This is a genomic window from Polyangium fumosum (assembly GCF_005144585.1).
In the GTDB taxonomy this organism is placed as follows: Bacteria; Myxococcota_A; Polyangia; order Polyangiales; family Polyangiaceae; genus Polyangium; species Polyangium fumosum.
The window spans coordinates 72823-87936 of the sequence record NZ_SSMQ01000053.1 but is presented as its reverse complement, the minus strand read 5'-3'; the positions used below and the strand labels follow the sequence as shown (position 1 = coordinate 87936).

Genomic DNA, 15114 nt, shown 5'->3' with positions numbered 1-15114 from the left:
CGGCCTGTTTGAAAAACTGCGCACCGCGCAGTTTTTCAACCCTGGGTCCAGCGCCTCGCTGGTCCGGGGTCGAGGGGGCGGACAGCCCCCCGCGGGGTCCGGGGCAGCGCCCCGGCGCGACGCCCCCAGGTCCGCCTACTTCTTGATCCTGTCCGGATCCCCGAGAAACTCGAAATGCATCGTGTCCTCGAGCGGATCATGCCCGAGCCAATCGAACCCGAATCGTTCGAATGCCTTGATCCAGCATTTCGGCATCGCTGCGCGGTCGTAGGGTGAGCGCGACTTCTGCTTGCATTTCGGGTGGCTCGGCCAGGGGTCCACGCAGCCGCAGCAGGGGTTTCGGTCGGGGTCGATGTCGAGCGCGATGCCGAAGAGGTGGTTCGAGATTTCGATGCCGCGGTAGGTGTTCGCCCCGCGAAAGCCTCCGAGGGCGCGCGGGGTGTACTTGGAAGCGCCGGTGCAGGACTTCTTGATCTTCTTCTCGATGCAGGCGAGCGCGGGCGCGACCTTCGTGTGCACTGAAACGGGAAGACCCATGAACTGCACGGTCACGGCCTGGGGGAGCGCGCCTTTGGGGTTCAGCTTGCGCGTCACGTCGTCGCCGACGTTGCCGTAATGGGTCGCGAGGTACTGGACGGCTTTCGTGTGTTTCCCGCCGTCGAGCACGCCCTTCGAGACGAACGTGCGGCGTTCGAGGAATTTTTGCGGGCTCTGGACGCGGCAGCCGTGCTCGAACACACCCTTGCCGGCGGGGGCCTTCTTCTCGGCCTTGGGCTTGGCCTTGCCCTTCGCCTCCTTGGCCTCGGCGATGGGGAGCTCGCCTGTGACGAAGGGCGCGGCGCAGACGAGGCCGAGGGCGGCTGCGAAGAGCAGGCGCGAGGCGCGCTGGAGCCTTCGGTCGTCGGGGCGCGGAGAGCGGGCGGACACGCCCGAGTTCTACACGCAGATCGGGCTTTTGGGAAGGGACGGCGCCCCGCGGCTTCGGGGAATTTGCGGTTCAGGGGTCGTACGAAAGCTTCAGCACGGACTGCTTCGACGAGCTGTAGCGGATATTGACCTGGTGTGCGAGCAGCGTCGCCGGCTGATAAAGCGGGTCGTAGGTGTCGAGCACGAGCGCCAGGCGGTGGCCGGCCGGCACGTCGTAGCCTGCTGCGACGAACTCGATGGACATCTTCACGTCTTGCCCGGGCGTCGCATTGTGCAGGGTCCGCACGCCGTGCGAGATCAGCTTCCCGTTGCCGAAGGCGTCCTCGTCGTAGAGGTAGGCGACGAGCTGCGTCTTCGCGTGCGAGGGCGATATCCATACGTCGAGGGTCGAGGCGCCGCGCAGCTTGAGTGGGGAGCTGAAGGACGAGGTCTCATACACGATCGAGTTGATGTCGGAGGCCGCGGGCAGCCAGGCCGAGACCTCGAGATTGATGTGCGCGTCGAGCGCGGCCGAGAGGATGGGGATGCCCGTCGTGGCGATCGAGTCGGCGCCCGACCAGATCGCGTTCGTGTAGGTCGACGTGTTGGGGGAGCTCCGCAGGGCGCCGTCTCCGATCAAGCCGCGGGGGCCCAGGTAGAGGGTCTTCGTGCTGACGCTGGCGCTCGGCCAGTCCTCGAATTCGACGCGCTGGTTCGAGGATTGAAGCTCCATCGTGACCGGCGGCTCCTCCGTGATGCCGTTGTCGACGCCCTTGAGCCAGAAATCGAACCAATCGTGGACGTTGTTCCACACGTAGTTCGGGAGCCCGAGCAAGCCCGTCGCCTCGGCGCTGATGTGGATGCCCTGGTTGACGTCGATCCGCTTCGGGCCGGTGAGGAGCGAATACAACTTCAGCGAGGAGTTCGGCTTGAACAGCTCGTCGTTGAAGTTGTTGCTGATGTAGACGGGGGCATTGCGCGCGTTGATCTTGTCCACGTGCGTGAGGGGGGAGCGCTCGTGGGCCCAGGCGATCGCCTCGGCGACGTCGGTCCCCGCGAGCAAGTCGCCGAAATACGCCGGGATGTCGCTCGAAATCTCGCCGAGCAGGTAGCCCGAGCCGACGAGGAGCGTGCCCCAGACGAGGCTCGTCGACTCGCCGCCGTAGAGGGCGTCGGGCAGGCTGCCCCATCCGCTCAGCGCCGCCGCGGTCTTGATGCGTGGCTCGTGCGCGAGCCCGAGCAGCGAGAGCCCCGCGCCGTACGACATCCCGGAGATGCCGATGTTCGAGATGTCGGCCTGCGTGTTCGCGTCCAGCCAATCGATGATCGCCGACAGGTCTTCCACGTCCTCGGGCCCGCCGACCGTCGCGAATGCTGTCGACTGCCCCCAGCCGCGCGCGCTGTAGCTGAGGACGAGGTAGCCATCCTGCGCGAGCTTGCCGGCCTGGACGAGATACTCGTGCTCTTCGAGCGCCCAGCTATTCACGAAGATGATGGTCGGGAGCGCCGTGTTTGGGCTCGTGGTGACGGGCGTGAAGAGGTTGGCGGCGATTTCGGTCCCGTCCGCCGACGTGATGACGATCTGATCGTCGAACGTGACGCCCCCGGCGGCGAGCGCACTTTGCGAACAAACCAGCCCCGCGACGGTGCCGAGCACCACCGTAGTGAACTTTTTCATTTTTTGATCCCCGGTACGAGCTCTTGAAATGGCAGAAAAGCTGCCTCTACGCGTCAGCACGCGCATCGCCCGTCATCTCGGGATACCCTTACACGAACCGAGGTCGAAATGGCCAGCGAATTCTTACGCACGCTAAGGAGTTTGTGGGACGTATCAGGTCCTTGGACGGATCCTGGCGCTGGCATTTCAACTTTACGATATCGGTGCTGCGCTGGCGCTGCCGCGAAAGCGCCGCGCGCCGAACCACACGACCTTGACGGATACGACGGTTCCGTGATGTACGGTGCGGGTGAACTCTTTCGCGACCCGAAGCGCTCGACGATGGCTTGCTTTCTTCGCCGGATGCGTTGCCATCGGTTGCAGCAGCAGCCCCACGCCCCCGATCCCGCAAAGCGCTCCCGTGACACCTCCGAGCCCCACGGCCGCGCCCCCGACCGCACCTCCGGTCCGCGTGGTCTTTCAGCCGTGGCGCGTGGGAGGGGCACGCCTCCTTGCATTGCCTGAGCGGAAGGTGCTCTGGAGCGAAGAAAACCACCTGACGTTCTTCGAGAAGCAAAATTCCGGCGAGGTCGTCGATCCGGGGCGTTTCGTCGCCGTCGCCTCGCTTCCCGTGAACAGCCTCAACCCACGAAGCATCGTGCTCACCTCGAATGGCGCCGATGCCCTCGTGCTCTCGTCGGTCGCAGCGACCGCCTGGGAGGGACATCTCGTTCGGACCCCGTCGGTGCGGGTCGTGGAACGGTGGAACCTCGCCACGCGCACACGGGTCTGGTCGCGCACCTTGCCTGCCATGCCGAACGTGCAAGACGGCGCGTCGTCGACCGAAAATGACGACCTCCTGACGCTGGGTCCGCGCGGCCTCTTCGCGACCCGCTGCATGCCAATGCGCGAGCCCTCCCTCACGAACTGCCACGTCGTCGCGCTCGACGAGCGTACGGGTGCGCTTGGCGCCGCGGAAGCATGGTCGTTCACGGACTTTCCTTTCTCGTGGTGGAACCATGGCTCTCGCGAGGTGTCGCCAGGACGGCGTTATACGCTCGTCGATGCTTATCGGTACTGGCAGCAGTTTCCCCATTTCATCGTGTTCGACGACGTGGGGCACATCGTCGGGAGGGTGCGCGCATCGTGCGCTCGTTTCGCGGAAGGCGGCTCGGAAGAGAGGCCTACGATCCTGGTCGACGAGCAGAGCAACCTCGACCAGAACGCCGACATCTCCAAGCGTTTTCGCCTGATCAAGGACCCGAGCGCCTGCCAGTTGGAGAAGCATCTGGCGGAAGCGCGCCAGTCCCAGCGAACGGACGACAAGGAGCGGTTGACGAGCCAATTCAACTGGGTCGGCGGGGGCCGCCGGATCGTATGGAGCTCCCTCACCCAGCGCTTCCTCACCTGGGACAAGTTGCCCAGGTCCTCCTCCATGGATGTCGACCGTGTGGGCCTCCCCGCGCCGCTGCCCGAGCCGCCGGGCGTGGCGGACAAGCAGGTGAACTTCGCCGGCTCGGGCTCGGATCTGTATGCGTACACGAATGAGAAGATGTTTCATCTGGAGGAGACCGGCTTCGTGTTCGATGGACCGAAGACGGCGCCGGGCGTCGTCCTGAGCCGCGGCAACGAGGCGCTCCTGGCGACCTACGCGGGGCTCGACGACAGCAAATACGTCCTTTCGTTGGGCAAGCGAAAGCCGGGTCAACCGGGCTTCACCTGGCAAAAGACCTCTGCGGTCTCGACCTTCAGCCCCGATTTCGTCTCCTTCGAGCATGCAGGGCGCCCGCAGATGCTGATCGCCGGCGGGAAGGCCGGCCTGCAATGGGTCGACACGCGGACGGGACAAGTGTTCCTGCGGAGCTGCTCGCCCGGCGTTGCATCGTCGAGGCCCTGCAATGATCGCAACGCCAAGGATGAGTATCGCGGACTGGTCGTGTCGAGCGCGCGCCAAACGGCCTTCACGATGCACCTGAAGGATCCGAGCATCCGGTACAACCATTCGTTCGAAGAGATCGAGCTGTCCACCGGGAACGTGCGACGGAGCTTCCCGGCGCCGGATTGGGATCTGACGAGTCCTCTGGCCTTGGCCATGGGCTGGCTGGAGAAGGATCGCCGGTTCTGGATCGTGGGGCACGATTTCCGGGCCGGGAGGGCCGGGGCCTCCGTCACGATCGTGACCCTTCCCGAAACGGACGGCGCCGAGCCGCAGTACACGTCGTTCGCCACCCAGTCGCAGCCTGCCCATTTCGGCGCCGATCCGGAGGGGCGTTTCTTCGCATTCGCGCGCGACGTCGATACGATCGATGTCTTTGCCCCGAGCGGGAGCCTCGTGCTCACCCTGGGCGTCCGCGCCGATGGCGCCTTCGCGCAGGCGGGGGACGGTCGGTTTGCTTGCACGGGCAAAACATGCGACGAATTCCGGTGCGTGGTCGGGGACGTGGCTCGCCCGGCCACCGATCCGGCCTGCGCCGCATTCCGCGTGGAGGGATTCTCCATTGCCGAGGAGGTCTCCCGCGCCCAGCGCGTTCGCGAGGCCGGCAAGGTGAGCCTGTGATCAACCCCGTCAACGTTGGCGCGACCGGGGTTTGGCTCCGCGTGAACCTTCGGCCTCGTGGGTCGATTCTAACGGCAGCAGAAACGGTGCGGGGGCGCTCAAAGGTGGAGGACGGAGCGCCGGGGGCGGCGGCCCTGAAACGGGGCGTCTGCCGGGAGTGACGATGGTCGCAGGAAATTCGCCGCGGGGCCGTAGGCTCGGGGGGCGTTCTACATCGTACAGTCGTTGGCGGTGCCCTTGGTCGGCCCGATCGTGACGACGAACGCGCCGCTGCCATCCGGACAGCGGCCGTCCCCGGAGCGCCGCCCATTCCGCCCATTCCTCTGATTCCTCCGATTCCTCCGATTCCTCCGCTGCCGCTGCTGCTCGACCCCGCCGAGCCGCCGGCGCCCGGATCGTCGCCGGTCCCGGATGCCGCGCAATGAGCCATCAGCAGACTCGTGACCACGAGCGTAACCGTCTTCAGCACACCGCTTTTCAACTGCCCAACCTCCGGCGACGACGATAGTGTACCTACGGTGGCGGAATCATGCGGGGGACGCGACGATCGTGTGACGCCGCGGGGGACACGCGGCGCTGCGACGTGCTTGTCGTTACGATGAAACCGCGTCGCCCTCCAATCGTCGCGGGGAGGGTCTATGGGGTCTCGTCGCGTCGGCGCCCTTTGCGGCGAATCGCGACAGGAGTTCGATATGCAGTCCCTCACCATGGCCCTGCGGCGACGCGGGGATCGATTTTCCAAGGGCCCCCTCGTCACCCTTGCAGGCGTATTGCTCGCTTCCTGCCTCTTGCCGCTGACGAGCTGCAGTGACGAAGGAGAAACGAGCGCGGATGCAGGAGCCACGAGCGGCCAGGGCGGCGCCGGCGGCGTCGGCGGTTCGGGCGGCGTGGGGGCCCTCGGGGGCACAGGCGGTACAGGCGGCGCAGGCGGCGCAGGCGGAACGGGCGGCGCGGGCGGCCAGGGCGGCGCCGGGCCGGCGCTCGTCGACGTGCAGATCCTCGGCTTCAATGATTTTCACGGCAACCTCGAGCCGCCGACGGGCAGCAGCGGTCAGATCAAGCTGCCGGACATGACCCTGGTCAACGCCGGCGGCGCGGCGTATTTCGCAACGCACATCGCGGCGCTTCGCGCACAGAATGTGAACACGGTGGTCGTCTCCGCGGGCGATCTCATCGGCGCCTCGCCGCTCGTCTCGGCGCTCTTCCACGAAGAACCGACCATCGAGTCGATGAACATGATCGGCCTCGACATCAACGGCGTCGGCAACCACGAGTTCGACCAGGGCGCGGCCGAGCTCCTGCGCCTGCAATACGGCGGATGCAGCCCCGTCGACGGGTGCGCAGACGGCTCCTTCTTCCCCGGCGCCGATTTCAAGTTCCTGGCCGCCAACGTCGTCGTCGACACGATGACCGGCAAGACGCTCTTCCCGCGGTACGACATCCGCGAATTCGACGGCGCGAAGGTCGCGTTCATCGGCATGACACTCGAAGCCACCCCCTCGATCGTGACCCCCACGGGCATCGCGGGTCTGACCTTCACGGACGAGGTCGAGACCGTCAACGAGATCGTCCCCGAGCTCCAGGCCCAGGGCATCGAGGCCATCGTGGTGATCGTCCACGAGGGCGGCTACCCCACGGGCTTCTTTGATGAATGCCCGGGCATCTCCGGCCCCATCGTCGAAATCGCGGCCAACCTCTCGGACGCCGTCGACGTCATCGTCAGTGGTCACACCCACCAGGCCTATAACTGCGTCCTCTCCGGCAAGATCGTCACGAGCGCCGCGTCGTACGGCCGGCTCGTCACCGATATCGATCTCACGATCGACAAGGCCACCGGGCATGTCGTCGACAAGAAGGCGGCGAACAGGATCGTGACCCGGGACCTCTCGGATCCGATGGTGGAGGCCTTCGTCCAAACGTACAAGGATCTGGCGGCGCCGCTCGCGAGCAAACAGGTTGGTTCCATCACGGCAGACCTGTACAAGCCCGTGCCGCAGGCGCTCCCGCAAAGCTCGTCGATGGGCGCGATCATCGCGGACGCACAGCTCGAAGCGACGAAGGCTCCGAACCTCGGCGGCGCGCAGATCGCATTCATGAATCCAGGCGGCGTGCGCGCGGACCTCGTCCATGCCGCCTCGGCGGGCGAGATGGCGGATGGCATCGTGACCTATGGTGAGATCTTCACCGTCCAGCCCTTCGGCAATAGCCTCGTCGTCATGACCCTGACGGGCGAGCAGATCAAGCAGCTCCTCGAGCAGCAGTTCCAGCAAAACGCACAGGGAATGCCGATCGTGCGGCTCCTGGAGATCTCGGAGGGTTTTACCTACACGTACACCTTGAGCGGGATGGCCGGAGCCAGGGTCGATTTCGCGAGCATGAAGCTGAACGGCGTGCCCATCGAGGCCAATGCCAGCTACCGCGTGACCGTCAACAGCTTCCTCGCCGCGGGCGGAGACAGTTTCACCGTCCTCGTGCAGGGCACGGACCGGCTCGGCGGCGCGCTCGACCTGGAGGCGCTCCAGGTCTACTTCGCAGCCCACTCCCCCGTGAGCCCACCCGCGCTCGATCGAATCACTGCGCTGCCATGATCTTCCAGGGGGGGCGACGGCGCCCCGTTCGAGGCGCTCAAGGCCTTGGTCGAATGGGTCTCAGGGAATAGGCGCGGCTTCACGCGCGCCGCTCGCGCCTCCGCCATGCGAACATAAGCCCGAGCGCCAGCGCCGACAGCGCGGACGAGCTCCCTGTCTGCGGCGCCGTCCGGCATCCGCAGCCACCGTCCTCGGATGGCGCGCTGCCGCCCGCGCCGCCCGCGCCGGCCATCCCCCCGGAGCCACCCGCGCCCGCCATTCCACCCGCGCCACCCGCGCCGCCTGCGCCGCCCGCACCGCCTGCCCCCTCGACGCACGTGCCGCCTTCGCAGACGCCGGCCGCGCAAGGTGTTCCATCGACGGCGACTCCATCCGCAGGGCAATCCAGGGCGTGGCCGTCGCAGGTCTCCGCCACGTCGCACACGCCCGCCGACGCGCGGCAGACCGTGCCCGCCGCGACCCTCACGTCCGCGGGGCACCCTTTCACGGTGCCGTCACAGAACTCGACCACATCGCATACGCCTACCGACGCGCGGCATTCGGTCCGTGCCGCGACCTTCTCGTCCGCGGGGCAATCGTCCGCGACCCCATCGCAGCTCTCGGCCACGTCGCACGCGCCCGGCGCCGCGCGGCATTCGGTCCCTGCCGCGACCTTCTCATCCGCGGGGCAATCGTTTCCGGCCCCGTCGCAGGTCTCGGCCGCGTCGCACGCGCCCGCGGACGCGCGGCAGACCGTGCCCGCCGCGACCTTCGCTTCCGCTGGGCAATCGTGCGCGACCCCATCGCAGGTCTCGGCCGCGTCGCACGCGCCCGCGGACGCGCGGCATACCGTGCCCGCCGCGAGGGGCCCGCACGTCCCGTCCACCGCCGCGCCCGCCGCCACGCTGCACGCCTGGCAGTCCCCGATCGCGTCTCCACCACATGCCGTATCGCAGCAGACGCCATTCACGCAAAAACCGCTCGCGCAGACGGCACCACTTCCGCACGGCGTGCCCAGGCTCAGCGCAGGGCCGAAGATATGGACATCGCCAACCCCCGAAGGCCCGACGGGCTCTCCCACGAGGATCGTCTCCCCGGAGATGGCGACCGCGGCGCCGAACTTTTCGTTCCCCCACCCGCTCGTATCCTCGAGCATCGCCTCCTTGGTCCACACGCCCCCGCTCCGCGCGAACACGTACGCCCGGCCGGGGAGCGTGGCCCCCACGACCGCCAGATCCCCCTGGAGCGCGACCGAAGCGCCGAATCGCTCATCCAACGCCGCGCCGCTCACGAGCTTCGCCTGCTGGGTCCAGACCTTATCGCTCTGCACGAACACATAGGCCGCGTTGCGATTCGAGAAACCGAACTCGTCGCGATGCGCTCCCACGAGCGCCGTATCCTCCGAAAGCGCGGCCGAGTAGCCGAGCCAGTCATTCCCCATCCCGTCGTTCGCCAAGAGCTTGGCCTGCTGGGTCCAAACAGCACCGCTGCGCACGAACACGTAGGCCGCGCCGGCATTCTCTCCCTTGTCGTCGTCGCCGATCGCCCCGACGAGCGCCGTGTCCCCCGTGAGCGCCACCGAAGAGCCGACGCGGTCCTCCGCCTCCCCGTCGCTCGCCACGAGCCTGGCCTGCTGGGTCCAAACAGCACCGCTGCGCACGAATACGTAGGCCGCGCCGGAATACCCGCCCTCGCCAATCGACCCCACGAGCGCCGTCTCCCCCGCGAGTGCCACCGAAGTACCGAATTCGACCTCCGCCCCTCCGCTCCCCACGAGCCTGGCCTGCTGGGTCCAGACCCCGCCGCTGCGCACGAACACGTAGGCCGAGCCGGAATAGGGGCCCGTGGCGTTGTCGTAGTTCGCCCCCACGAGCGCCGTGTCCCCCGAGAGCGCCACCGACCAGCCGAACTGATCATACGTCGCTCCGTCATCCGCCAAGAGCTTGGCCTGCTGGGTCCAGAGCCCCTGGCTGCTGCGCACGAACACGTAGGCCGAGCCGGAGTAGGGGTTGATGCCGCCGTCGCTACGCGCCCCCACGAGCGCCGTGTCCCCTGAGAACGAAAGCGCGTTGCCAAAATTGATGACCGACCCGAAGTCCGGCCACAGCTTCCCGAGATGAATGGCCATCAGCGGATCGATCTCCACCGGATACACGGCCCCCGCGTCGTCCACGTGAATCACGACCCGCCCCTTATCGAGCGACAGCCACGCCGGCAGCTCCTTGCCCGCCGCGTCCTTCACGTACAGGTCGGTATACCGGAGCGTCGCGCGCCCTTCGTTGTCCCGCAGCGAAAGCGCCTCCCCAAGGCCGTCCCCGTCCTCGTCCACGAGCTCTCCCTGCCAATCCCCGCCAAGCTCGATGGCCACGACCTTCGTCCCGGCGCACGCGGGGGCCGACCGCAGGACGAACCCCTGTTCGAGCCCGAGCGGCCCGTTCACGTACCATTCTTCCAGGCCGTCGCGCTCATAACGAATGCGGTTCCCCTCCACCGCGGGCGCCGCCGCGCCGAGCGCCGTCACCTGGCCCTCGCAGCCGAGCCCCGCCGCGCGCATTCCGAAGGTCCACGCGCCGTCGTCCGACGAAAGGGAGACACCTGCGCTGTCGAGCGTCGTCCCCCATCGCTGCGCCTCGTTCTCGGCGCGCACGAGCCCCGGCGCGAGCGCCACGGCGGCATACTGCTCCGAGGCATGCTGCTGCACGGAGGTGATGTAGGCCGCGCGCAGGGCTTTTGGCATTGCTGCCGATCCTCCCCGCGCCGCCTCGGCAGGGGCGCTCGCGGGTGCGGCCATGCCCTCGGCGGGCGTGGCGTCGCTGCAAGCGGCAAGCATGGTGATCATGACCGGGCCGAGGATACGACCCGGCCACGGCCCGAAGCTCTGTCGTTCAAAGTTCATGAGGGGAAGCCTTCGTTTTGGATTCGTCACATCAGGTGTCGGGCACCGACGCGCGCGGCTCGTAGGGGTCCACCCTGACTGTGCCTAGACGACGCGCCTCGGCCATCGCTTCAAGGAAACACCGCCGGGATCCTGCGCGGATCATGCGGACTGGTGGGAGCTCCGCATGCGCGCGAGGAAGGCGCGCGCGGACGTGTCCTCAGTCCTGCGGGGTCCGCGGGTTTTCGGTGCGTGAGGGTGTTCGAACGTTCGAACGGTGGCAGGAGAACGTGACGCGTGGGGGTTCGAACGCTTGGAGACCCACGAGCGACCGTGACGCGTGGGTGGGGAAACGTTCGGATCGGCTCGGGAGATGGTGACGCGTGGGTGTTCGAACGCTTGGAGACCCACGAGCGACCGTGACGCGCCGGGGTTCGGGCGTTTGGAGAGCCGCAGGAGACGGTGACGCGTGGGGGTTCGAACGTTCGAACGGGCGCGAGCTACCGTGACGCGAGGGGGGTGGGACGTTTGAAGACGCGGGAGCGGCGGCGGCTGGCAACATCGACGCCGCCGCAGTGGCCCATGAGGCCCCGCTTATTGCCTGTAGAGCACGACCGTGCCGCTACATTCTTTGGCGTCTGCGCAGCCGGCACGCACTTGATATTTACCGGTCGCGGGGACCGTGTACTGGATCAGGGATGCGAGATCGCACTGGTCTGCGCATGCAGATGTATTGTCGTTCCCCGCCACGTAAACCCACGTCCCCTCCACTTCCCGGTAGAGGCGCAAATAGGTATCCCCGGTGGCCTTCGCGCCGTGAGCAGCATAGTTGCAAGTGCTGACGCGAACGATCTGGTTGGCCGTCAGGGAGTACGTCTTATTGGTGGTGTTGACCGCGGCATTGTTGGTATCTTGGGCGCTATACGAGAAGACGACCGGATCCCTCCGGGCAATTTGCACCGAATTCGGCCCGCATGCATCGTTGCCGTAGCAGCCACCCCAGAGAACGAAGTTTTCCTTCGTCCCATACGGAGATGTGAACGCGATCAGGGATCCCGAGTTCTGGGCGCATGCCGAGTCGTCATTGGACGCAGCCTGCTTGTCGAGAAAATTGTAAAGCCGGAGATACGTATCTCCTTTGAAGAGGGCTCCCGGGAGAACCGTCGTCCCGATCATGACGGTCTCTCCGGCGCCGATGCTGATCGTCTTCTTCTTGACGTTGGCCTCGTTCGCAGCGCTGTTGGTGTCCGAGGCGGAGTAGTCGTAGAGATGGAGCGCTTGCTCGGCCTCCGCGACGCTCTCCTCGCCCGGGTTGCCCTCCAGGGCGCCCTCTCCTTCATCCGCTGCCTCCGCTGCACAGCCCGCACCCACGAGAACCATCATCACGAGAGTCGTCAAACGCTTCATGCACATTTCCTTTCACATTCGCAGTGCGCAGGGTGGATCGATGGCCCCACACCTGGCTCGCCCTGTGCGCCCGTTCCACTTTGTCCGCCTGCGCCGCGAGGTTTCTTCAGGACTCGTCCTGAAGGCACGTCGCACGTGCTTCCACGTCGCAGGTGGTTGTTCTGGATGTACTTCCGCGCGAAGGCGCTTTTCCTTCACAAAATCGGATCGAGCGCCACACGTTTCGAGACTGGGGCGTCAGGGCGCGAGCTTGGCGATGACGATGTCCTCGTCCCCAACGCTCGTCATCGGACCGCAGCCGAGGTCGATCGTGCCCTCGAAGGAACCGGCGAGGAAGATATTGTGGTCTTGATCGATTGCGGCCGCGCCGCCTGCCCATGTTCGGTCCAAGAAATAAATCCGGCGAATATCCCCGGCATCATCGAGCTTGAACAGGAACGCGCTTGCCGATCCATTCGCGAGAGGGCAGCCGTCCAGATGAAGATCGCGATCGGTTGCTTCAGGCAGCGTGTCATCGTGAACGTATCCGCCAACAATTGTAGCACCTGCCCCAGCCGTCATCAATGATGGCGCTCGAATGCTTCGGATCTGCGTGGTCCGAACATGGTTCCCCATGGCGTCGAACTTCGCCATGAACGCTTCGCTGCCCTCTGGATCAGAGACGAGGGGACACCCGCTCAAATTGGCGACGCCGGCGAGCGAGCCGACGACAATAACGCCTCCCTGGGAGTCGACGGCAACATCATCGAAGGAACTGATGTCCCCGTCGCGATCGAGTTGTTTGTTCCAAAGGGGCTTGCCATTCGCGTCAAATTTTGCCAAGAACATCGCGAGCGATCCGCTTTTGGTCAAGCCATACCCGTCGACACGCAATGGCAACGCGGAGTTCCCGCCAACAAAAACGTTTCCCACCGAATCAGCCGCACAGCTTATGTCCATAAATTTGCTACCACCTGCGAGCTTCGTCTTCCAGTGGTCGTTACCGTCTTCTTTGAGCTTGAGTAGAATCCCCTCTGCGGTATCGTCTTCGTTTTCACGGATACCACATACAATCACGCTCCCCATGGCATCTATTTTCACTTGTCGTGCACAATCATATGCATGGTCTACGCCGAAGAGCTTGCTCCATCGGTAACTGCCGTCAGCAGCGAATTTGGCGACGAACATATCACGTTGCCTCCCCCCTGCCGGATGTAGCGGGCCTCCACCAAAATCGACGATGCCATCGACCGCGCCCGTAAGCACGACGTTCTCCCACGGGTCGGTCGCGACAGACATGATGTCCAATACACTACCACGAAGCTGCTTGCTCCATACGTGGTTACCTTGCGCGTCTCGCTTGGCCAAGTACCATGCCCCGGTCGCCGACTTGAGCGGCTCACCGCCCAAGTCGAGATTGCCTTGAAACTGACCAGCGATGAGCAAGTTCCCGCTACGATCGAGGGTGGCAGACGCAACGCTGCTCCGGTACTGGGAGTCGAATCGCTTGCTCCAGACGCACGCACCGCGTTTGCAAGCCTGCGCGCCTCCTGGGTCAACCCCGAAAGCTTGGCCACTTGTGCAGCGTTCGCCCCGAGAACGCGCAATGTCGACATCGGTCGTGCATCCGGCGAGGAGCAGCGCAGTTACGGCACCGAGACGGACGTTGCTTTGACGGCACGAGACGCGCTTGTTCATGGAGCCGTGGACACCGTGGAGGCTGAAGATGCCCGCCCGTGCGCTCAATGTTTGGCGGCCGACACGAGGGTGGAACCGGCCACGGTGGATATGCCCCAGCCGTATGCAAGGGCGATGTCCGTCACATGGTCGCCGTCGAAGTCTCCCACGGCATTCACGTGAGATTCACTCGGGTAGACAATTTTGCCATGATTCACCAGTTTGCCCTGTCCGTCACCTAGCAGGACCACAATCACGTGTCTCGAAGGCTCGGCCTCGAACAAGTAAACGACGTCGGCATTGCCATTCCCATCGAAATCGCCAGTCTGCAATTGAGGCCACGTCCACTGCGTCGCTTCGCCGACGTCAAGACGAGCGGACGAAAAGAATGTGCCTTCCCCGTTTCCGCGAAAGGTAGCGATATGCTGGGGACCATCTATATAACCAAGAAGGCCCACGAGATCCAGATGCCCATCACCGTTTAGGTCCGTTGTCAAGAGCAACCTTGTCTCAGGTTCATACGACGTCACCCATGGCTCATCCGAAGGATGAACTCGATTGCCAAATGGATCGTAGGAATCCGAGAGAGCAAACTGGAATGGGTCGCCAACGACGCCGCAGTGGAGTTGCCCCCCAAATATGAGATCACTCGTCCCGTCTTCGCAAAAATCGCCCGCAACAACAGCCGCGCTTGGCATACCCAGCGACAAGAACCATGATGAATCGTCAATGCTGCCAACGACATTCTTGCCGTGTTCCAGCACGAACGCATCACACTCTGCGCCAAATACGAGCACATCCGTCGCCGCGTCGTTTCCGAATTTTCCAGGCACGGGAAGCCACGGTCGTACCATGTCAGGCGTCCAGTTGTCCCCCCAAGACAACAACCAATCCTGATCCGTCCAAGTGCTGCACCCGATCGTTTCGACGGGAGCACCAAACGGTACCTCCTTTCCACCGAAGCCATGCCAAAATGCCACGGCGAACCCGTCGGGCCCGGCCAGCGCAATGAGATCCTGGTTCCCGTCACCGTCGAAATCGCCTGCCTCGAGATCCCGATAGGTTCTGTAGGAGCCAAGGGGCAGCGCGACGGGCGGCTCCTCGAAGGTCCCGTCGCCATTCCCGAACAGCGTGATGACGGAGCAATCAGCCCAGCTACACTCACCCCAGCCACTCATGTCCGTCGCATCGGCGACAGTTTCGCAGACGATGGCGGCGATATCCAGCTTATCATCTCCATTAAAATCACGCGCCACCATCGACTGTGGATACCCCGGAACCTTCGACGTCGACATCGGCTTCATGCCCGACGTAGCCGACTGCGGCTCCCCGTCCGTTTCGGCTCCGGGCCCCTGCTTCACCGCGCCGCTTGGGCCATTCGCCTCATGTTCCTCCGGCGCACACCCCGTCACCATTCCCAGGACCAGAAGCCCAGCCCTCACACGATAGCCCATCAATTGCATTCCTCGCATGGTTCGCCTCTCTCCAA

At 65.1% G+C, this 15114-nt stretch carries 8 protein-coding genes; 2 read left to right on the top strand and 6 right to left on the bottom strand.

All coding sequences use genetic code 11. The features are described from left to right. Positions 1-135 precede the first annotated feature (135 nt). Both E8A74_RS36820 and E8A74_RS36815 read right to left on the bottom strand, forming a co-directional pair. Entirely contained in the window at positions 136-927 is a 792-nt protein-coding gene (locus E8A74_RS36820) for a M15 family metallopeptidase (RefSeq protein WP_232379918.1), read from the bottom strand. Between the two features lie 70 nt (positions 928-997). After that, positions 998-2584 carry a CocE/NonD family hydrolase gene (locus E8A74_RS36815; RefSeq protein WP_170229647.1) on the bottom strand — a complete coding sequence of 529 codons (1587 nt, stop codon included), beginning with the start codon at positions 2582-2584 and terminating at the stop codon, positions 998-1000. Between the two features lie 496 nt (positions 2585-3080). On the opposite strand from E8A74_RS36815, the gene E8A74_RS36810 reads away from it, so the two are divergent. Both E8A74_RS36810 and E8A74_RS36805 read left to right on the top strand, forming a co-directional pair. Beyond that, complete coding sequence (locus E8A74_RS36810) at positions 3081-5120, top strand: hypothetical protein (protein WP_136933768.1); 2040 nt, start codon at positions 3081-3083, stop codon at positions 5118-5120. Between the two features lie 692 nt (positions 5121-5812). After that, entirely contained in the window at positions 5813-7708 is a 1896-nt protein-coding gene (locus E8A74_RS36805; protein WP_232379917.1) for a bifunctional metallophosphatase/5'-nucleotidase, read from the top strand. A gap of 79 nt (positions 7709-7787) precedes the next feature. Here the strand turns inward: E8A74_RS36805 and E8A74_RS36800 are convergent, their stop codons facing one another. The 4 genes from E8A74_RS36800 to E8A74_RS36785 form a co-directional block, all read right to left on the bottom strand. Continuing rightward, the gene (locus tag E8A74_RS36800) at positions 7788-10583 is read right to left on the bottom strand and encodes an MYXO-CTERM sorting domain-containing protein (protein ID WP_136933767.1); all 2796 of its coding nucleotides are present in this window, start codon (positions 10581-10583) and stop codon (positions 7788-7790) included. Positions 10584-11156: 573 nt separating this feature from the next. Beyond that, positions 11157-11969, bottom strand: coding sequence for a hypothetical protein (locus E8A74_RS36795; RefSeq protein ID WP_136933766.1), 813 nt, complete (start codon positions 11967-11969; stop codon positions 11157-11159). A 237-nt stretch (positions 11970-12206) separates the two neighbouring features. Continuing rightward, positions 12207-13646: a hypothetical protein gene (locus E8A74_RS36790; protein WP_136933765.1), complete on the bottom strand. Its 1440-nt coding sequence runs from the start codon at positions 13644-13646 to the stop codon at positions 12207-12209. A 44-nt stretch (positions 13647-13690) separates the two neighbouring features. Next, positions 13691-15097 (bottom strand): FG-GAP repeat domain-containing protein, encoded by a 1407-nt coding sequence (locus E8A74_RS36785; RefSeq protein ID WP_136933764.1) that lies wholly within the window; start codon positions 15095-15097, stop codon positions 13691-13693. Between the last annotated feature and the right edge of the window lie 17 nt (positions 15098-15114).

Bases quoted from the DNA above. Each gene is read 5' to 3' on its own strand.
- E8A74_RS36815 (WP_170229647.1), bottom strand. From the start codon at position 2,584: ATGAAAAAGTTCACTACGGTGGTGCTCGGCACCGTCGCGGGGCTGGTT.
- E8A74_RS36805 (WP_232379917.1), top strand. From the start codon at position 5,813: ATGCAGTCCCTCACCATGGCCCTGCGGCGACGCGGGGATCGATTTTCC.
- E8A74_RS36800 (WP_136933767.1), bottom strand. From the start codon at position 10,583: ATGAACTTTGAACGACAGAGCTTCGGGCCGTGGCCGGGTCGTATCCTC.
- E8A74_RS36795 (WP_136933766.1), bottom strand. From the start codon at position 11,969: ATGAAGCGTTTGACGACTCTCGTGATGATGGTTCTCGTGGGTGCGGGC.
- E8A74_RS36790 (WP_136933765.1), bottom strand. From the start codon at position 13,646: ATGAACAAGCGCGTCTCGTGCCGTCAAAGCAACGTCCGTCTCGGTGCC.
- E8A74_RS36785 (WP_136933764.1), bottom strand. From the start codon at position 15,097: ATGCGAGGAATGCAATTGATGGGCTATCGTGTGAGGGCTGGGCTTCTG.